18 protein-coding genes and 1 pseudogene are annotated in these 18,378 nt (G+C 44.2%); 10 read left to right on the top strand and 9 right to left on the bottom strand.

Annotation, left to right across the window (positions count from 1 at the left end; genetic code table 11):
• Positions 1–4: 4 nt before the first annotated feature.
• Together B853_RS24445 and arfB are read right to left on the bottom strand one after the other, a co-directional pair.
• Positions 5–1,774, bottom strand: coding sequence for a methyl-accepting chemotaxis protein (locus tag B853_RS24445; protein WP_038882958.1), 1,770 nt, complete (start codon positions 1,772–1,774; stop codon positions 5–7).
• A gap of 78 nt (positions 1,775–1,852) precedes the next feature.
• Entirely contained in the window at positions 1,853–2,266 is a 414-nt protein-coding gene (arfB, locus tag B853_RS24440; protein ID WP_038882959.1) for an alternative ribosome rescue aminoacyl-tRNA hydrolase ArfB, read from the bottom strand.
• 77 nt (positions 2,267–2,343) lie between these two features.
• Here arfB and B853_RS24435 point away from each other — a divergent pair, with 77 nt between their 5' ends.
• The gene (locus tag B853_RS24435; protein ID WP_038882960.1) at positions 2,344–2,946 is read left to right on the top strand and encodes a beta-phosphoglucomutase family hydrolase; all 603 of its coding nucleotides are present in this window, start codon (positions 2,344–2,346) and stop codon (positions 2,944–2,946) included.
• Positions 2,947–3,021: 75 nt separating this feature from the next.
• Here the strand turns inward: B853_RS24435 and bamJ are convergent, their stop codons facing one another.
• A complete protein-coding gene (gene bamJ, locus B853_RS24430) occupies positions 3,022–3,495 on the bottom strand; it encodes a BamJ family beta-barrel-assembly machinery protein (RefSeq protein WP_038882961.1) in 474 nt (157 codons plus the stop codon).
• Between the two features lie 14 nt (positions 3,496–3,509).
• Positions 3,510–4,142: a thiol:disulfide interchange protein DsbA/DsbL gene (locus B853_RS24425; protein ID WP_038882962.1), complete on the bottom strand. Its 633-nt coding sequence runs from the start codon at positions 4,140–4,142 to the stop codon at positions 3,510–3,512.
• Positions 4,143–4,375: 233 nt separating this feature from the next.
• Between B853_RS24425 and B853_RS24420 the strand changes: the two genes are divergently transcribed.
• Positions 4,376–4,993: an OmpA family protein gene (locus B853_RS24420; protein WP_038882972.1), complete on the top strand. Its 618-nt coding sequence runs from the start codon at positions 4,376–4,378 to the stop codon at positions 4,991–4,993.
• A 48-nt stretch (positions 4,994–5,041) separates the two neighbouring features.
• Here B853_RS24420 and B853_RS24415 read toward each other — a convergent pair whose 3' ends face one another.
• The 4 genes and pseudogenes from B853_RS24415 to B853_RS24400 all read right to left on the bottom strand — a co-directional run bounded on the left by B853_RS24415 (position 5,042) and on the right by B853_RS24400 (position 7,079).
• A complete protein-coding gene (locus B853_RS24415; protein WP_010452490.1) occupies positions 5,042–5,401 on the bottom strand; it encodes a glutaredoxin family protein in 360 nt (119 codons plus the stop codon).
• A 128-nt stretch (positions 5,402–5,529) separates the two neighbouring features.
• A complete protein-coding gene (locus B853_RS24410) occupies positions 5,530–6,072 on the bottom strand; it encodes a hypothetical protein (protein WP_038882963.1) in 543 nt (180 codons plus the stop codon).
• Positions 6,059–6,603, bottom strand: a pseudogene (locus tag B853_RS24405) (YaeQ family protein). The gene B853_RS24410 and the pseudogene B853_RS24405 overlap by 14 nt, the downstream one beginning before the upstream one ends.
• A gap of 266 nt (positions 6,604–6,869) precedes the next feature.
• Entirely contained in the window at positions 6,870–7,079 is a 210-nt protein-coding gene (locus B853_RS24400) for a cold-shock protein (RefSeq protein WP_005433440.1), read from the bottom strand.
• A 369-nt stretch (positions 7,080–7,448) separates the two neighbouring features.
• Between B853_RS24400 and B853_RS24395 the strand changes: the two genes are divergently transcribed.
• On the top strand, positions 7,449–7,715 hold the full coding sequence (locus B853_RS24395) for an alternative ribosome-rescue factor A (protein WP_038882965.1): 267 nt from the start codon (positions 7,449–7,451) through the stop codon (positions 7,713–7,715).
• Here the strand turns inward: B853_RS24395 and B853_RS24390 are convergent.
• Positions 7,712–8,875 carry a threonine/serine exporter family protein gene (locus tag B853_RS24390; RefSeq protein WP_010452481.1) on the bottom strand — a complete coding sequence of 388 codons (1,164 nt, stop codon included), beginning with the start codon at positions 8,873–8,875 and terminating at the stop codon, positions 7,712–7,714. The two genes, B853_RS24395 and B853_RS24390, sit on opposite strands and share 4 nt — an antisense overlap.
• A gap of 335 nt (positions 8,876–9,210) precedes the next feature.
• On the opposite strand from B853_RS24390, the gene B853_RS24385 reads away from it, so the two are divergent.
• From B853_RS24385 to B853_RS24355, 7 genes are all read left to right on the top strand, one after another.
• Positions 9,211–10,650 (top strand): sensor domain-containing diguanylate cyclase, encoded by a 1,440-nt coding sequence (locus tag B853_RS24385; protein WP_227741872.1) that lies wholly within the window; start codon positions 9,211–9,213, stop codon positions 10,648–10,650.
• Positions 10,651–10,766: 116 nt separating this feature from the next.
• Positions 10,767–11,513, top strand: a complete 747-nt coding sequence (locus B853_RS24380) for an outer membrane lipoprotein-sorting protein (protein ID WP_038882967.1) — start codon at positions 10,767–10,769, stop codon at positions 11,511–11,513.
• A gap of 66 nt (positions 11,514–11,579) precedes the next feature.
• A complete protein-coding gene (locus B853_RS24375) occupies positions 11,580–12,809 on the top strand; it encodes an ABC transporter permease (RefSeq protein ID WP_010452475.1) in 1,230 nt (409 codons plus the stop codon).
• Positions 12,799–14,034: an ABC transporter permease gene (locus tag B853_RS24370; RefSeq protein WP_038882968.1), complete on the top strand. Its 1,236-nt coding sequence runs from the start codon at positions 12,799–12,801 to the stop codon at positions 14,032–14,034. Before B853_RS24375 ends, B853_RS24370 begins: the two co-directional genes overlap by 11 nt.
• The gene (locus B853_RS24365; RefSeq protein ID WP_009704729.1) at positions 14,034–14,747 is read left to right on the top strand and encodes an ABC transporter ATP-binding protein; all 714 of its coding nucleotides are present in this window, start codon (positions 14,034–14,036) and stop codon (positions 14,745–14,747) included. The genes B853_RS24370 and B853_RS24365 overlap by 1 nt, the downstream gene beginning before the upstream one ends.
• Positions 14,740–15,999 carry a hypothetical protein gene (locus B853_RS24360; RefSeq protein ID WP_038882969.1) on the top strand — a complete coding sequence of 420 codons (1,260 nt, stop codon included), beginning with the start codon at positions 14,740–14,742 and terminating at the stop codon, positions 15,997–15,999. The genes B853_RS24365 and B853_RS24360 overlap by 8 nt, the downstream gene beginning before the upstream one ends.
• 67 nt (positions 16,000–16,066) lie before the next feature.
• A complete protein-coding gene (locus tag B853_RS24355; protein ID WP_038882970.1) occupies positions 16,067–18,067 on the top strand; it encodes a HAMP domain-containing methyl-accepting chemotaxis protein in 2,001 nt (666 codons plus the stop codon).
• Positions 18,068–18,378: the final 311 nt, after the last annotated feature.

Here is an 18,378-nt window from a genome sequence, read left to right as displayed (position 1 = left end):
TGAGTTAAGCATTGCGAGTTTTAAACTCAGCTACTGCGGCATCCATGTCATGGGCTTGTGCAGAGACACTGTCTACTTCTTGCAAGCACTCTTGGGCTGAACGCATATTATTGTCAGAGATAACATTCAGTTCAGTGATTGACTCACTTACTTGGTTCATCACAATCCCTTGCTCTTCAATTGCCGAAGCGATTCGCTCTGAATTCGCTTGAATCGAATGCATATCGGTGATGATTTGTTGCAGGCTTGAGTCTAGTTTCTCTGATGCATGCAAAGTTTGTTGCCCTTGGTCATTACATTGATCTATGTCTGCAACCACTGTCGACATCTGAGACTGAATATCAGAAACCACTCTTGTGATTTCTTCAGTCGATTGGTGTGTACGGCTTGCAAGCGCACGTACTTCATCAGCTACGACAGCGAATCCTCGTCCTTGTTCTCCAGCACGGGCAGCCTCGATAGCAGCGTTTAGAGCAAGTAGGTTAGTTTGTTCTGCAATTTCTTGAATGATATTTACGGCGCCACCAATTTTATCAACATGACTGTTCAGAGATGCAATTGACTGCTGGCTGTTGGATAGAATTCCGGTTAGCTGACCAACATTTGTTACGGTTGACTCAACGACTTCGCGTCCGCTTTCTGCATTGTTTGAAGCTTGGTGAACGCCTTCGACAGCAACAGATGTACTCTGAGAGATTTCACCGATCGTAGCGACCATTTGTTGTACAGCTGTCGCCATTGAAGACGTATGGTCAGCTTGATTGTGGAACTGTTCAATAACGCCTTCAAGCTCGCGATGCATGTTATCCGTGCTGGATGAAAGAACGCCCGATTTTTCTTGTGTTCCTTTAATCAAAACCTCTAACTTATCTAACAAGTCATTAAGGTGATGACTAATTGATACCAGCTCGTCCTTTCCTTCTAGCGTAGAACGAATACCCATGTCGTTAGTTTCACTGATAGACTTGATGGTGGTAAGTAAGGTTGCAACACGAGAGTTAATGGAGCGAGAAATTTGCAGTATGATCAATGCAATCATCGCTAAGATAACAACGCTTGTTCCTTGCTTTATTAGCGTCATCTGAGCTTCACGGTCTGAATAAGCTTTCGTTAAAGCACTAGAGAAATTCTTGAACTGCTCTTCAACTGCGTGAGAGGCTGAGCGAGTTTCACCGAGCAAGCCCTTGTTGTATGAAACCCCAATCAGTTGTCTTTGGCTAGCAACGGCTTGAGCGGCGCTAAGAAGCTCTACCTTATCGATACCCGATACTAATGATGTATTGACTTCACCAGCTTGAACCAATTGGTCAAATTTGAGAAGAGATAAAAGTTGCTCATTGGTTGCATATTTCTCTGCCTTTTCAAGGGCATGTGAATAGGAAGCCAATAAGCCTTGCTCGTTGTTTAGGCCAAGCTTCTTAAAAGCAGACACTAAGATTTGAAAATCTTTCTGATAGGTAAATAAGTCTTGCTTAAATTGTTGGCTAGAAGGGAGTTGATGAGATTGCAAAATATGAGCGAGCTCATTTTCCACAATGACAAACTGCTCGACGTTTTGGTCAAACTTGCCAAGATATTTGGCATTACTTCTTAATAGAAAGTCCTTTTCATTGCGACGTAAGTTTAAGAGTCTGATTTCTAAGTCGCCCACTAGCTTAATGGCGTGGTTAAGTTCTTTGCTTTGTTCAGCAAAATGTGACGAGGTGCCTAAGAGGGTAATGATACCTAAAATAGCGATGATGCCCAATGAATAGAGCTTTTGCCTAATAGTCATAATGTTAATCCTGAATAATTGACTAAAAATCGAGACCTATGCTGGTCTTTAAATGTAATGGCTCTAGCTTTTGACGTTTTAGAATGACACCTTTTTTCGGTGTTCTTTTTTGACCGCATGTTTGGTTTTATTATCTAAGCGGCGTCGTTGTGAAGCTCTTGTTGGCTTAGTCGATATTCGCTTCTTTTGTTGATGACTCGCAGATTGAATCAGGGCAGCTAATCTATTCAGTGCATCTTCTCGATTCTGCTCTTGTGTCCGGTACGTTTGCGCTTTAATTACCACCACTCCTTCCTTTGATATTCTACTGTCAGACATAGCTAGTAAGCGATCTTTGTAGAATTGGGGAAGCGTGGAATGATGTACGTCAAAGCGTAAATGTATCGCGGACGATACCTTATTAACGTTTTGACCGCCAGAACCTTGAGCTCTTATGGGAGCAAGTTGGATTTCCCAGTCTTGAATTGTGACAGAGTTCGAAATTTTGAGCATATTTGATAAATGCCAATAGGGGTTACAGCGATGACTGATAAATTACCATATTGAAATGTAAAAGTAGAAGAATAGCGATGAACACGATTGATTTAAGCCCCTACAAAGGCCTGATTTTTGATATGGACGGCACTTTAATTGATACCATGCCAGCGCATTTAGCGGCTTGGCAAGCAACGGCAGATCGTTTTAACTTTCCATTCCACCAAGATTGGCTTCACAGTTTAGGGGGAATGCCAAGTTTCAAAATTGTCGGTGAAGTGAACCGCCAGCATGGTTTATCTCTCGATCCTAAAGCTGTGTCGCGTTTTAAAATGGACACGTTTGCTGAAATGGAACAACACGGTGAAATCATTTCATGCACGAATATCGTTTTGGATGAGCATCTTGGCCATAAGAAAATTGCAGTAGGTACAGGTAGCCAACGTGAAAGTGCACTGCGTCTATTAGCTAAAGCAGGCATCTTGAAGAAGCTTAACGCCGTGGTAACCGCGACAGACGTAGAAAATCATAAGCCTTTCCCCGACACTTTTCTAATGGCCGCAGATCAGCTTGGTTTAGGAGCACAAGACTGTGTGGTGTTTGAAGATACCGAGTTAGGCAAGAAAGCCGCTCACGCTGCAGGTATGGATTGTGTGATGGTGGAAGGGGATAAGTTGGTCTTTTATCCAAAGGCTTAATTAACTACTGTTCAGAAGAGCTCGTCCAATAAAAAACGCCGCAATCGACGCGGCGTTTTTTGTTCTCACTGAGAATCATTGGATGTCCAATAGTTCCACATCAAAGATCAGGACACTTGCTGGTGGGATAGGGCCCGTACCGTTTTTACCGTAACCAAGTGTGCTTGGTACGAACAGGCGGATTTTCTCACCCACAACCATGTATTGCAGACCTTCTTGCCAGCCTTTAATCACTTGGTTTAGGCCGAATGTGATTGGCTCGCCGCGCTCTACAGAGCTATCGAAAACCGTGCCGTCGATCAGTGTGCCGTGGTAGTGCACCTTCACTTTGCTAGTCGCTGTTGGGTGAACATCACCAGTCCCTTTCTCAAGTACTATGTATTGCAGGCCACTTTCTGTGGTAATTACACCTTCTTTCTTGCTGTTCTCAAGCAGGAATTCTTGGCCTTTAGAAAAGTTCTCATCAGCCACTTTGTGGTTGGTCCAAGTGCGGTAAATAAAGAATGCCGCTAGGACGAAAATAATAAGAGGAAACAGAAATTTAGACACAGTAGCTCCTTGTCTTATTTTGGTTGTTTTAGCAGATAGTTGATTGTGTCAGCCATAGCTTCAACGGTTTCGTGACCGCCAGTGATCACTTGGTATTTACCGTTTACGATAAACGCTGGAACTGAGTTAATTTGACCACGAGTAGTGATCTCTTCTGCTTTGGTGATGTATTCAAACAGTTTTGCTTGTTGCGCGTCGTCTAGCTGGTATGGGCTTACTAGGTTGCGAGACTCAAAAGCTTTCTCAACTGCTGCTTGGCGCTCATCTGCTGTTGCATCTGCACCCATTTGAACTGCCGCAAACAGCTCTTCCATAAATGCTTTGTCTGGTGTGCCGTTAACTTGCATTGCTGCTGTGTAGAAGATGATCGCGCTGATCTGTGCACTCTCATTAAAGGTAACGTGCATCTTCTCAACTTTTTGTTCTGTCAACGATTCAATCTGAGGAACGAACTGTTCCATCGTACGACAGTGGCCGCAAGTTAGAGAGAAAACTTCAGTAACTGGCGCTAGGTTATATTCAGCAAGAGAAACAGGTAGCTCTTCATATTGCTTGCCTTGTTGTGGCTGACTATTGCCGTTGTCACAAGCCGAAAGAGCAAATACTGTCGCAAAAAGTGCAGCGCCTTTAGAAATAGTTTTAAACATAAAGTGGCTCTAAATTAAGTGGTTATACCTTAGTTTATAGGCTAAAAGGCCAGACGAAAACCGTTTAAATGTATTGTTACACTAATGGTTTTAAAGTGCTTCAACACTGAGCTAAATGGCATGGATTGTGCTTGGTTTTCACACAAGCAAAACAACGTTTTGGTTCCAATTGGCTAAAGCTTGATTCAAGCCCGCCGATTAATATCATAATCAACTACTGTATTGGGATTCGTATGAAGTATTGGTATTTGGTCATTTGCGGCATTTTGAGTGGGTGCGGTAGTCTTGATTCGGAGATGATTCCGGGAAACATGCTGGATGTTGCTCCAAGATCAAATGAGCAGTTAAGGCATCCAGAGTGGGGTTATAGCACGATACCTTATGTTTCGGCTAAGCAGCACGTTACAGCGGTGAAGTACGATGAAAAAAAGCCCCAAGGCGTGACTTCCCTAGAGATGTACCTTGATCGTAATCAGATTGCACATGAGGTACTAGCTGGTGAGAATGTCATGATACGCTTGAAAGAAAAAATAAACTTTCAGTTTGATTCCTCTCGCTTATCAGCGAACTCTCAAAATTGGATTCAAAATTTAGGCCAGTATCTGTCAAGTCGCCCTGATGTCGATGTTGTGATTGATGGGCATGCAGATAGCTCTGGTGCAGAGTCATACAACGAGGGATTATCCGAAAGAAGAGCGAAAGAAGTCGAAAGTCAGCTCCTTACAATGATTCCCCGACAGCGTTTGTTTTCTAGAGGTTTTGGTGAATTGGTTCCTAAGTGCAGCAACAATAGCTCTACAGGAAAAGCCTGTAATCGACGCGTAGAACTCATGTTGATCGTCAATCAATAAAAAGAGGCACTGACTAGGTGCCTCTTTTGCCTTTGTTCTAGGGGGAACTTAGGCAAATTCTTTTTCGATGTACGCGACGATGTCTGACGACTCGTATAACCACTGTGTTTCACCCTCTTTTTCAATGCGAAGGCAAGGTACTTTCACTCGACCGCCACCTTGTTCTAGTGCTTCACGGTGGGCTGGGTCGTTTTTCGCATCACGTACTTCAATATTCACTGATTGACGCTTCATCGCGCGACGAACTTTTACGCAGAAAGGACAAGCTTCAAATTGGTACAGTGCGTAGTTTTTCGCTTTGTCATCAACACTTTTCTGTTCTTCTGCTGAGCGTTTTACGCCGCGAGGTGAGAATACTGCGTTGAGAAGTAGAATGATTTTTCCCAAAATCCAACGGATAAACTTCATAATGATCCCTTGATGTTCAGTGGATAAGTGTCCTTGAGTTTCATGCAACGAACTTATTTCAGCGAAGAAAGTCGTTGCATGTGAGGGCGTAGTCTATCAGGTGTTTGGTTTTGACAAAACCATGTTTTTTATGAGGAAAATAAGCGCTTAACCCAACTAAACAGCCCTTGTTTTTTTGCTGGGTTTACTTCTTTACCCATGTAGAAGCTTTGCATCAAATCAGTACGAAAGGCATCTAAATCCATTCGTTTTATCACGAGCTCATGTTGCAAAGTATTCTGGGTTTGCTCCGCGTGATCGTGAGCGAGGCTAAAATCCATATTTAGGTAACCTTGGGTGTATAGCCACAAGTGTGTCACCAATACTAAGTCCTCGGCTGACTGATTAGTGAACTTCTCAGCGTGCTCTTCACCTAGCGTGTCATTTAGAACTTGTTGCATGTGATGTGCTGACGTTGAATGCTGTTCATACAGTGCACTCGCTTCTATGTGAGATTTAGTCAACAATCCAAGTAGATGTAGCGCAGGTGCCGTATCAGGCTTGTTTTCACATACTTTTATGAACAGGGGCGCTTGTTCTTTCGTCCAACGTCGTCTAGCTGCTTTATGCTGACATACAAAGGGAATATTCTTGACACCTATCTCTTCAATAAATTCTTTAAGAGGCGTCATTCGTCTGCAATTCCCTTACTGTTACTTCAATATGTTGTTCGTTGATATCAACAAAAATAGAGGTGCCAGTGATCATCACAGACAGACTAGTACCACGATCAAGATGTTGTGCGATCATGTCAATTGCGTCGTAATCTAGGCTTGCGACATCCACAGGGAGCATACCAAACTTACCTGCCATCTTATCCCACCATACCGACGCTTTTGTGTTGTAGGTATAAACCTTCACATGCTTTGCAAGGCGAGTCGCTTTTTTTATGCGGTCTGGCTCAGGCTCTCCAATCTCAATCCAGTGGGTAATGGATTGGTCGTCTTCCACATGCCATAGATCGGGTTCTTCTGTTGTAGAAAGGCCTTGGTGAACTCAAGTTCGTCCTGTGCATTTAGGCAGAAAGCAAAAATGCGCGCTAGCATTCGTTGCGGTTTCTCTGAAGGGTGAAGAGCGATCGTCAGGTTTTTCGAATCGTAGTAGTCGTTGTTCATATCAGAGATAGCGATACGAAATTTATAAATAGTGGGTTTCAGAGCCATGTTCTTAGTCAGTCTCAATGTGTGAGGAGGTTGTTATCCCTATCAAAGTCTAAGTCGTACAAAATAACATTAGATATGATGCCAAATACCTTAGGGTTGTTGAGGTATAGCAAGGTCGTGGCACTAGGATACATCAACTCTAAAGCTGAGTTTGCATTTTATTGAGTAAAGTTAGTGTTTTACCTATATGCAGATAGTAATCTTGTAAAAATTAGGCAAAAAAATAGCCAGCTAAAAGCTGGCTACTATATCAAAATCTATAAGTCTTAAACTAGAGTGATTTTCTCAGCTTGTGGACCTTTTTGACCTTGAGTGATTTCGAATTCTACTTTCTGGCCTTCAACAAGAGTACGGAAGCCGTCACCTTGGATTGCAGAAAAGTGAGCGAAAACGTCAGGACCGTTTTCTTGTTGGATGAAACCGAAGCCTTTAGTTTCGTTGAACCACTTAACTGTACCAGTAGCTTTGTTAGACATGTCTATTTCCTAAATATCTAAATTTTGTGTAAATCTTCGCCTTTCAGGCGCTTATAGCGTGGAAAAATAAATTGCTATTGCGTACCACAGGACGGCGGACTTACTAATCATCCAACGAAATGTGAGAACAAAGAACTTTCTTTCTAGCCGTCGTTGAGTCTAGGTTAAATTCAGAGAGAGTCAACATATATCGGAAGGATACATGGAAATATTTGTATTTAGTCACTTTTTAACCACTGTTTTTTTGATGGAGTTGCAAATAAATGAAACAAGCATGAAGTTTTACAAGAGATTTATGAATTTAATTCTACAAAATTGACTAGTTTGCGAAATTATTGTTCAATCTGGTTTGACCAATAAGGAGTATGTATGAGTAGTTCAAAACATAATCCCTGCCCAGATGAATTGATTTTAGATACAGAATTTGGACGCGGGATAATCAAAGATAATGCACTTAAAGCGGCAGTCACGAGCAAGTTATTCAGGACGAGAGTAGTAAAAGCGAAGAAAGGTAAAGGTAGCTTCAACAGGAAAGCGAAGCATAGAGGCAAAGAGCCCTATTCAAAGTCTTCACTAAAGTGGATTTTGAATAGGGCTCTTTTCTTATCTGAGGGTGACTTCGGAGCTGTGTTTTAACGTTCTATTTTGGGTGAGTAAATGGAGTATGCGGTGATTTGCCCAGCAACGATTGCAGAGAACATAAACAGTGCAGAAAGTCCGATACTTGGGATTGGCAGAATTGACTGTTCAAACACCGATTGACTCGCACTGACCAAAACACGACTGCCTGGAACCAAAATAATGATCCCTTGTACGATATAAATAGATCCTGTCAGTTCCATTTTCTTTGCGATCCAAGTGCCGTATAAAGTGATCAATACAGTCGTTATCCAAGTTCCGACCACCCATCCACTGTCAAACCCTAGATAGAATGGCCCCCACATGCCGAGCATTGCTACTGGTAAACCTAGTAAAATATCGAGCGGACGAGCATTAAAGATAACGCCAAGGCAGCTTGAAATGAGAAACAGGCCACTGATATGCATCCAAGTTGGAATTTCATTAGTGTAAGCGATAGATTGTGCTTGCCCCCAAATGGCCTCGCCAATGTTAAGTCCCATTGTAATGCCCACAAACAGTTTGATCAGCGTGAGAGCGCATTGTCCTAATAAACTGGTGCCAGATACCAAGTCATTAAATGCTAAGCACTCTAAAGAGTTTGAAATGGAGAGGCCGGGAACAAACAGCACAATAGTGGCTATGCATAAAGCCCATACCGGAATAGGCAAGCCTGTACTAGAAAGATATGCGACGATGATGCCAGTAAAAAGCGCAGCGATAAATTCGACAGCAATAGCGCGGCGTGCTCGGCATACCATTTGGCATCCCCAAACCATTAAGCCGAGTAAGAAAGCAAAGCCAACCGCTTCTAAAGTACTACCGACCAGCATCAAATAAGCTGGTGGAATCCCCATGTTTGCCAATGCGATGACCCACAAAGGATAGCCAGCTGGTTCGGGTACCGGTTCACTGCTTGGTTGGTTAATACGTATGATGGTATTTGCTAACAAGCTTAAGTTGATCGAAGCTGGCTTGAGGCGTTTTAGTACAACAGCATTGTTGTCGTCGGGGAATTGATAATTGATGGCCGTTGGCGTTGCCTGGATCATTACATCAACCCCGTGCTTTTGAGCGTAGTGTTGAGTGTACTTTTCTACTTTGTAAGGCGCGCAACCACTGCGATGGAGAGTATCGCCAATCTCAACAATTTTGTTTATTCGATATTGTGAAGGCATGATGAATTATACTGCAAAAATTTTGCATTAAAGTTAACAAAGCTTATCGCTTTCTTGAAGCTAAGAATATGAGGGAAAAGCAGGACTGTGCTCTAGGTCTGATGGCATGCGGTATTTCGTAGATTATTTAAGCAGAGCCAGAATCTTTGAAATTGGGATTTGCGAAGAAGCACTTTAGTGCTAGCGGCAGTGTACATCAGTAGTACAAATTTATAGAATTCTCAATATTGATATCGTGAATTAGATATGCGTCACATTTGGTACTCAATTACACTCACATTATTTGCTATACCTAAGGTTGTAGCCCATCAGTATTTACGTAGAGAAAAGGTATGATGTTGTACGTGCATAAAGTATTAACACGGCTTAAGATCGGACGGTTCTACCTTGTTCTTCTTCTGGCGATCTTCCTTCCTTGCTTTAGTTATGCTCACGTAACGGAGTCTAACGCTTTAGTTGTTGCCAACTCTAAAGCATGGAAACCATTTTCTTACCTAACAGAAGATGGCGAACCTGCTGGAATCTTAATCGACTATTGGAAAGCCTATTCGGAAAAGAACCATGTTCGAGTCGAGTTTTTGTTGCTTGACTGGGATGAATCGTTGCGTGCTGTGGAAGAGGGTAAAGCGCATATTCATGCTGGACTCATTTACTCCAAGCCAAGAGATGAATATCTAGAGTTTGGTGCAGTCATTATGCCCATTGATACACAATTGTATCTCGCGACTGAACTGGTCGGTTTGAATGTCCAAGAGGCACTAAGAGGCAATTCAGATACGAAAATTGGAGTCGTGAAAGGGGGATATGAAGAGTACTTTATTACTAATAAGTACCCTGATATAGAGGTAAATACTTACGAAAATAATGAATTGCTATTAAATGCAGCGGCGCGGCAAGAGATAAAAATGTTTATTGCGGATGAGCAAGTGGTCAACTTTCATTCAGCGACATCGAATGTGATATTTAGCTTTGTGCCAGTTATGCATTTGTACAGTCGAGATCTCCGAATTGCAGCATCAGAGAGCAGCCCTATTTCTATAGGAGCTTTGTCCCGTCAATTTGAAAACATACCCCATTCAGAAAAAGATCGCATTATTAACCGTTGGACCAATATTCAGAGAGTCTATCCGATGTATTTGCTTCCTCTGGCCATTGTGCTGTTTTCGGCGGCTGCGATGTTTCATATTTTTAGTTTGCGAAAAACCGTTCGTCAAAAAACGAAAGAGTTAACGTCAGCCAATAAAAAACTCTTAGAGCTGACGCTGACCGACCCATTAACGACGCTACAGAACCGACGCCATTTTATTGATCAGTTATCACGTTATAGTGCGGGGGGCAGTAACCTGACGTTAATGATTTTCGACATTGACGACTTTAAATCCGTCAATGATCGGTTTGGCCACATTTGTGGAGACGAAGTCATTCTCTCTGTCGCCAATACTGCGAAGAAGAAAATGCCAGCCGAGGTGTCGCTAGCAAGGATAGGAGGAGAAGAGTTTGCCATTATTTCTTCTCGTCTGACAGAAGCTCGTGCTCGACAACTTGCAGAAGAGCTATGTATTGCTATTGCAGCAAATGCAGTGATGATTGACGACCATGTGGTTAAAGTCAGTGTCAGTCTAGGGTGTGCGTTCTATCCAGAGTTTGATTCACCACTGTCGCTGGCGGATGCTGACGCTCTGATGTATCAGGCCAAATCTGCGGGTAAGAACTGTGCTGTCTTCCAATGTGTACGTAGAGATAACGTGGCGCCTTTACTCCGGAAAGCTGAATAAACTTTGAGCGATCTCTCGCCGACCTTCCACCCCTTCTTGCTATACTGATTTGAACTCCCTGTTTTTATTGTTATTTCTGACGTGAATAGCGTTGGATTTCAGTGTCGAGGACGGTTATGCGTACTGCTTGGTTATCTCTACTGTGTTGGTCCATTTCATTTACTGCTGTGGCTGAAAGTGCTTTTGATATCGTGCAAAAGTCAGATCAAGCAATGCGCGGTGATTCCAGTTATACCGAATCCACTATGGAGATCATTCGTCCTGATTGGACTCGGTCGATGACCATGAAGAGTTGGACCAAAGGGACGGATTTGTCTTTGGTGTTGGTCACGGCGCCAGCCAAGGATAAGGGCAGTGCTTCTTTAAAACGACAAAGAGAAATGTGGAATTGGGTGCCGAGTATTGAACGCGTCATCAAAATTGCGCCATCTATGTTGAGCCAATCGTGGATGGGCTCTGACTTCACCAACGATGATTTGATCAATCAGTCTTCTATCGTGGTCGATTATCAGCACCAATTGAAAGGCGAGGATGTGTTTGATGGTGACAAGGTTTGGGTGATCGATGCTGTTGCGAAGCCCGATGCTCCTGTGGTTTGGAGCAAAGTAACGTTGTGGATTTCCAAATCGACCTACCTACAGCGAAAAGTAGAATTCTACGATGAGTTTGATGAGCGAGTGAACGTGATGACGACTTATGACGTGAAAGAGCTCGGCGAGAGAAAATTAGCGACCAGAATGGAAATGCAGCCGCTTGATAAGCCAGACAACAAAACCGTACTTATCACCCACCAAGCGCAGTTTGATTTCGATATCGATGACAGCTTTTTCTCTCAGCAGCAGATGAAATCGCTGCGCGACTAAGTTTGGATAAATGAACGGCTAGAAGAAGAAACGGATAATCAAACATCAACGGAAGGAAGCGAATCAATGCTCGTGAAACTGGCTTGGCGAAACCTCTGGCGACAAAAGCGCAGGACACTACTGACGGCGTCTGCGTTGGCATTGGTGCTGTTTCTTTCGCTTATTACGCGAGCGTTTCAAGAAGGGAGTTATACGTCCAATATCAAAAATGCCGCCAAGTTTTATACAGGTCTGATTCAACTGCAAAACCCCGAGTTTGGTGACTCTTCCAGTATTGATGATGTCTTGCCGCAATCCAACACCTTCATTTCGGCGGCGAAAAACAATCCCAATATTGATGTGGTATTACCTCGGGTAGAATCTTTTGCTTTAGCCGCAAAAGACGAACGCTCAAAAGGCGTGATGGTACTAGGCGTTGAGCCTGAAGCTGAAGATCAGTACTCCAATATCAGCGACAAATTGATTGAGGGAAGCTACATCCAATCAGGGCAAAAATCAGTGCTAGTCGGTGGTGGTTTAGCGAATTATTTGCAACTCAAGGTTGGCGATGAACTGGTGCTATATGGTGTCGGTTATCGGGGACAGACTGCGGCAGGTTTATATCAAATCTCGGGCATTCTTCATTTTCCTTTGCAGCAGCTTGATTCTCAGTTGGTATATATGCCGCTCGAAACCGCGCAAAACCTGTACTCATTGGGTGACCAAGTCACCGCATGGGTTTTAAATACGGAGAGTCTAAGAGACTTACCTGATACCGTTGAACAGCTTAAAGCCGAGTATGGCAAAAATGTCGCCGTGAAAGATTGGAAAGAACTGTCGCCAGAAATGGCACAGCAAATCGCCTTAGATAAAGCGGGCGGCATTTTCTTGATTTACATTCTCTACGGCATTGTTGGTTTTGGCTTGTTCGCGACTATCTTGATGACAACATTGGAACGCCAACGTGAGTTCGCTGTCATGTTGGCAACAGGAATGCTGCGCTCCAAGCTCGTCCTTCTGCTCACGATAGAGTCTCTGTTTATGTCCGTCATTGGCATCCTTATTGGGCTTATCGTGAGTGCCCCTGTGTTGGGGTATTTCTACTTTAATCCAATCGAAATTACCGGCGATGCTGCCAAGCTCATGCGCGAAAGTGGTTTTGAGCCTATTGTGCCCGTTTCGCTCGATCCACATTTACTGCTCAATCAAATCGCCGTCGTGCTGTTCATTCTTTTGCTGTGTTTGCTTTACCCAATGATTCGTATGCTTCGAATACCCATTGCGGTAGGGTTAAAAGGAGGTGCTCATGCTGGTTAAGTTGGCTTGGCGTAACTTGTGGCGCAACAAGTTGAGAACCTCAATCATGCTCGGAGCTATGGTATTTGGCTTGATGGGCGTGGTTGCCATGATGGGATTTATGAATGGCTTGGTCGATAGCATGATCAAGAACGCCATCTCTTGGCAAACCAGTCATTTTCAGATTCAGCAAAAGTCCTACTTGGTCAATCCTGAGCTAAAAGATGTGATTCCCGATGCGAAAAAGATAAGCAAAGTGTTGGCGAGTAACCGAGAAGTGAAAGCCATCTCTGAGCGATTTCTAGCAGATGGCATGATAGCGTCGGCGCGCAGCACACGTGGTATTCGCATCAACGGCGTGAATATAGTGCAAGAGCAAAACATCACGCCACTCTCGAAACATATTGTCGACGGAGAATGGCTGAGCGAGGAAGGCAGAAATCCGATTTTAGTATCGAGCAAGATAGCTGAGCGATTAAAGCTACGCGTTGGCTCCAAAGTTGTACTTACTCTGTCTGATGTCAATGGGGAGGTCGCCGGTGCGGGGTTTCGTGTTCGAGGTATATTCAAAACACCATCGACAGGATTTGATGACGGGAATGTTTACGTCCGAAAAGCGGATCTTGAAAAGTTAGCGGGGCTGAGTGGCACGCACGAAATCGCGATACTCCTTACTTCTAATGACGATGCTGAGCTCAAGCAGTTACTGGCGTTCACTCACTCTATTTTTCCGCCGGAAAGTAAAGACTTGCTCAGTGTGAGACCTTGGCAGGAGATCCAACCTTTGCTCTCCACCATGATGAGCACAATGGATGTTTCCAACCAAGTGATGTTGGTGGTATTTGTGCTGGCGATGACCCTTGGCATCGTCAATATCATGTTGATGTCGGTGTTTGAACGCACGCGAGAGTTCGGTGTGTTAATGGCGGTCGGGATGCAAAAACACAAGATACGCTTGTTGATCGTTTTCGAAACCTTGTTCCTCGGATTAAGCGGTTGTGCGCTTGGGTTACTCGGAAGTGCAATTATGCTCAAGGTGCTGAGTACTACTGGATTATCGCTGGCTGGCATGGCTGAAGGGCTAGGGGCTTATGGCGTGGATACCTTGCTTTATCCACGGGTATCGATAGCGGAATATCAAATGATCATTGTCGCAATTTTTGTTGCCAGCCTTATCGCAGCCCTGTATCCCGCACGACAAATTTTGAAGCATCGACCTGTGGACGCCATGGCGGAGAAAAGCTAATGACCATCAAACTAGAAAACCTAACTAAGATTTACAACGCCGATGGTGATTACCCTGTGCACGCAGTGCAGTCGGTAGACTTAGAGATTAAGCAGGGTGAATTTGTTGCGATCATGGGACCATCCGGTTCGGGTAAAACGACGTTGCTGAACATGATTGGAGGTATTGATGCCCCAAGCTCTGGCAAAGTGGAAATCGACGGTTGCATGATTTCATCGATGTCAGAAAAAGAACTGATTGCCTATCGTCGCGATAATATAGGCTTCATCTTCCAAGACTACAGTTTGTTACCTGTATTAACCGCGCTTGAGAATGTGGAATTCGTCATGCAGCTGCAAGGTAAAACCGAGCGAGAGTGCCGTGAACGCGCGACGTCCTTGCTTGAACAAGTGGGCTTAGCGGAACAAATGAATAAGGTGCCAGGTAAAATGTCCGGCGGGCAGCAACAGCGTGTTGCGGTTGCTCGTGCTTTAGCGCCAAAGCCTCGTTTTGTCATGGCGGACGAACCTACTGCCAATCTAGACGCTAAAAGTACTGCGGAGCTGCTCGACATTATGGAGCAGCTTAGCGAACAAGAGGGGACTACGTTTATCTTCTCGACTCACGATCCGCGAGTGATAAAACGTGCACACCGAATTATCGTGTTTGAAGACGGTCGCTTAGCGCGTGATTTCAGTAACATTGATAATCGTGCAGAGAGATCACATGCATAGAGCTGTTTCCCATTTTTCTGCGACTTGCACTAAAGCTCTCCGATCAATTACTTGCTCACCAAGATCAAATACAAACGTAGTGTTTATTAGGGCGTTAAGTTTTTCATTGCTTAGTCTTCAGGTCGGTTCTGCCTTGTCTGCTGTTCCGGGATTAGAGCCACAAAAGTCATGGGATTTGGATGGTTACATCAAATACATGGCAACCTATAGTATTCCTGATGGAACTGATAATACGTTCGATAATCTGATACACAATCGACTTAACTTTGAATACCGTTTTTCTTCTAGGTGGGGCGTGAATGTTGGATTGCGAAATCGAGCACTTTGGGGCGATTCTACCGAATTTCCTGGCTATGCCGATTTGGTTGCGTTGGATTCTGGTTACATGGATTTAAGCAAAAACTGGCATGAAGATGATGTGGTCATTAACAGTCAGCTTGATCGCTTGTATCTCACTTGGCAGCAAGATGACTGGGGAGCGCAACTAGGGCGCTTTCGTATTAATTGGTCAATGAATACCATTTGGAATCCAAACGACATCTACAACGCGTATTCGATCTACGATTTTGATTATGAAGAACGGGCAGGCACGGATGCCGTCATGTTGAGCAGAAAGCTGGGCTTTGCCGATGGGGTAGATTTGGTGTTTTCTCCAGCTCGTCAATCAGGGCAAGACAGTGCCTCACTGCGTTACTTCGCCAATCAATCGGGATGGGATTATCAGTTTATTGCAGGGCGAGTTCGGATGGATTACGTACTCGGCGCTGGTTTTGCGACGGATGTGTTTGATGCGGGTTTTCGTGGAGAGCTCACGTGGTTTGATCCCATTGATCCAGAATTTGAAGGTGAACCGACCAAAAAGACCACGGTTGCCAGTATTGAATCGGATTACAGCTTTGGCGGAGAACGCAGCTGGATTGGGCGTGCAGCGTGGTTGCTTATCTCCGAACCGCAAGATATATCGAGCGCATTGGCATATTTGAACCTTCCTCTCGACGCAAAAACGTTGAGCTTTACACGAAATACATGGTACGCCGATGTGAGCTTTGATTTAACCCCGTTAAACCGCGTCACACTCTCGACCAGTTACTATGATGATCACTCTTATTTCATAGGAGCATCGAGCAACTACTCCCTCGCAAATGACTGGCAGTTACTTACCGTGATCCAAAGTTTTAATGGTAATCACGATAGTTTATTTGGAGCCACTCCAGCAACATTGTTATTCGCTAATATAAAATACTCTTTTTGATTACATGTCTTTAACATTTTAATGGTTAAAGTTATATTTAGGGCTCATCGTTGTCAGGAGTTTATGGATGAACCTTACGATATCAGGGAAGTTGCAGCTCAGTTTTGTGCTGCTAGCCGTACTTTTTATGGCATCAGCGGTATTTACTTATCGCAACGTCACCACCGTTGAGCAATATGCCTCTTCATTACTTAAATCCGATTTACCGACCGTAGACATCAGTCGCGGTATCCAACAATCCGTTCAAGCCTCGCTTTCCTCTATTCGAGCCTACATGTTGTTAGGTGGTGATGAGCAAGAGAGCATGCGCTTGAGTGAAGATATGCGCAATATCATGGCGTCAACTGACGAATCTCTTCCTACTTTACAAGCTTTGATCTCACAACAGGACTTTCTAGCGGTTCAAAGCCAATGGGACACAGTAAAAGAGTCTCTAAATAAGCTGCTGGAGCTTAGCCACAGCGACGAGAACTTACCTGCTCACAACCTCTTCATTAACGAGGCTGCACCTATAGCGGAAGTGGCGCTTGACCAGCTTCAAAGCCTAATTAATGAAGAGTCTGGGAACCCATTTGGTGGAGACAGAAAACGCCTGTTTAAAGTCTACGCCGACAGTTACACATCGTTAGCCAATGCACTTTCTGCTTTGCGAGATTTTCTGTTATACGGGAAGCAAAGCTACTTGGATAAATACCAAGACTTGATTAAGTACCACAATCAGTCTGTAGCGGAAATCGACAGCAAACTGGATAGACTCACCGATAACGACCAATCACTGTGGTCACTGTTTAAGGAAATGCAGCAACTGTACTTTCCTCTGGCAGAGCAGGTGATTGCATTGCGTCAGTCTCCAGAATGGAACGAATCAAACTTGCTGATGGCTAACGAACTGTTACCAGCTGCGGATGCTCTAGACCAAAGCTTAGAGACGATTGTATTGGCTCAGCAAAATCGTGCCGATCAGAGCGGGCAGGGTATCAATCAGTCGATCAAAAACGTACTTACCACCATGTTGATTGCAGCGGCGTTGGTTTTGTTTGCCGCAATAGCGATTTCAAAATACATGGGCAGCACCATTGGTCGCCGAGTGAAGAACTTGTCGGAGCGAGCAAAGACGATCGCTTCAGGAGATGTTTCTCAGCCTCCATTGGTTGTTGTAGGTAAAGATGAATTGGCTGATCTCACCGATTCGATTAACCGCATGAACGAATCTTTGGCAGGTATCGTTTCCGGAGTTAATGGTAAAGCTAGTCAGGTTGATATCAGCATGGAAGCACTGTTGGAGTCAGCTCAGGTCACATCATTGAATATAGAACAGCAACAAACCAACATTGTTGAAATGGGGCGTCAACTGGATGAAATTGCTCTCGCAGCAAGAAACACTTTGGATCAAGCCAACCAATCGGTGCAGAAGCTTTCTGATTCAAAAGGCGAGATTGAACAAGGTCGTGATGCTCTAGAGCAAAATAAAGTCACCATGGAAAGCTTACACGGCAGTATTGAAACCGCCAGTACGCAAGTGACACAGTTAAGCAAAGAGAGTGAAGCCATTGGGCGTGTTACTGAAGTGATTGAAGGCTTGGCAGAGCAAACTAACTTACTGGCATTGAATGCGGCGATAGAAGCGGCGCGTGCAGGTGAACAAGGGCGAGGCTTTGCGGTGGTTGCTGACGAGGTTCGTATGTTGGCGACACGCACGACTGAATCGACAACAGAAATCAACGGTATCATCAATGCCATTCAACGCTCGACTAATTCTGTGGTTGAGGAGATTGAACACAGCCAATCACTTGCGGAGCAGGGCGCTGAACACATTGATAAAGCAGTAACTCGTTTGCTTGTTACTACTGAGCAAATTGGCTCTTTGAATGAACAAATGGCAGAACTTGCGGCAGCGGCAGAGCAGCAATCTCATGCAACCAATTCGATCACTGGATTGATGTCAGATGTCACTCATTCAGTGGAGGAAGTTTCGAATAACAGTCAGCGAGCATCAGAAACTTCGATTGAAGTAAAAGAGCAAGTTACCGAGTTGAATCAGCAAATGGCGGCCTTCAAGACCACTTAGAAGCGGCACCTTGAACTCTTAACCTAATGTGAAAAAGCCCCAACCATTGTTACATGAAAATGGTTGGGGCTAATTATATGGTCCGCCTCACTCTCAAGCCCTACGCTTAGAGTAGGCTCTCAGAACGAGGTGAACCATATGTCTACCATTCACATCTTAGGTATCGATTTAGGCAAGCACTGCTTTCATGCGGTTGGCAACAATCACACTGGCAAAGACGTTATTCGCCGTAAGTTTAGTCGAAGCCAACTACTCCGTTTCTTATCTGTACTTGAACCTACCATCATCGCTTTTGAAGCCTGTGGTGGTGC

The sequence above is a fragment of the Vibrio rotiferianus CAIM 577 = LMG 21460 genome, from assembly GCF_002741985.1.
Lineage (GTDB): Bacteria > Pseudomonadota > Gammaproteobacteria > Enterobacterales > Vibrionaceae > Vibrio > Vibrio rotiferianus.
Note: the sequence above shows the minus strand (reverse complement) of the source record. Positions and strands in the feature narration are given on the sequence as shown.

Excerpts from the sequence above, each read along its gene's own strand:
- B853_RS24380 (WP_038882967.1), top strand. The coding sequence starts at position 10,767 with ATGCGTACTGCTTGGTTATCTCTACTGTGTTGGTCCATTTCATTTACT.
- B853_RS24420 (WP_038882972.1), top strand. The coding sequence starts at position 4,376 with ATGAAGTATTGGTATTTGGTCATTTGCGGCATTTTGAGTGGGTGCGGT.
- B853_RS24415 (WP_010452490.1), bottom strand. The coding sequence starts at position 5,401 with ATGAAGTTTATCCGTTGGATTTTGGGAAAAATCATTCTACTTCTCAAC.
- B853_RS24445 (WP_038882958.1), bottom strand. The coding sequence starts at position 1,774 with ATGACTATTAGGCAAAAGCTCTATTCATTGGGCATCATCGCTATTTTA.
- B853_RS24360 (WP_038882969.1), top strand. The coding sequence starts at position 14,740 with ATGCATAGAGCTGTTTCCCATTTTTCTGCGACTTGCACTAAAGCTCTC.
- B853_RS24355 (WP_038882970.1), top strand. The coding sequence starts at position 16,067 with ATGAACCTTACGATATCAGGGAAGTTGCAGCTCAGTTTTGTGCTGCTA.
- B853_RS24410 (WP_038882963.1), bottom strand. The coding sequence starts at position 6,072 with ATGACGCCTCTTAAAGAATTTATTGAAGAGATAGGTGTCAAGAATATT.
- B853_RS24390 (WP_010452481.1), bottom strand. The coding sequence starts at position 8,875 with ATGCCTTCACAATATCGAATAAACAAAATTGTTGAGATTGGCGATACT.
- B853_RS24370 (WP_038882968.1), top strand. The coding sequence starts at position 12,799 with ATGCTGGTTAAGTTGGCTTGGCGTAACTTGTGGCGCAACAAGTTGAGA.
- B853_RS24425 (WP_038882962.1), bottom strand. The coding sequence starts at position 4,142 with ATGTTTAAAACTATTTCTAAAGGCGCTGCACTTTTTGCGACAGTATTT.
- arfB (WP_038882959.1), bottom strand. The coding sequence starts at position 2,266 with ATGCTCAAAATTTCGAACTCTGTCACAATTCAAGACTGGGAAATCCAA.
- B853_RS24400 (WP_005433440.1), bottom strand. The coding sequence starts at position 7,079 with ATGTCTAACAAAGCTACTGGTACAGTTAAGTGGTTCAACGAAACTAAA.
- B853_RS24385 (WP_227741872.1), top strand. The coding sequence starts at position 9,211 with ATGTTGTACGTGCATAAAGTATTAACACGGCTTAAGATCGGACGGTTC.
- B853_RS24435 (WP_038882960.1), top strand. The coding sequence starts at position 2,344 with ATGAACACGATTGATTTAAGCCCCTACAAAGGCCTGATTTTTGATATG.
- B853_RS24375 (WP_010452475.1), top strand. The coding sequence starts at position 11,580 with ATGCTCGTGAAACTGGCTTGGCGAAACCTCTGGCGACAAAAGCGCAGG.
- B853_RS24365 (WP_009704729.1), top strand. The coding sequence starts at position 14,034 with ATGACCATCAAACTAGAAAACCTAACTAAGATTTACAACGCCGATGGT.
- B853_RS24395 (WP_038882965.1), top strand. The coding sequence starts at position 7,449 with ATGAGTAGTTCAAAACATAATCCCTGCCCAGATGAATTGATTTTAGAT.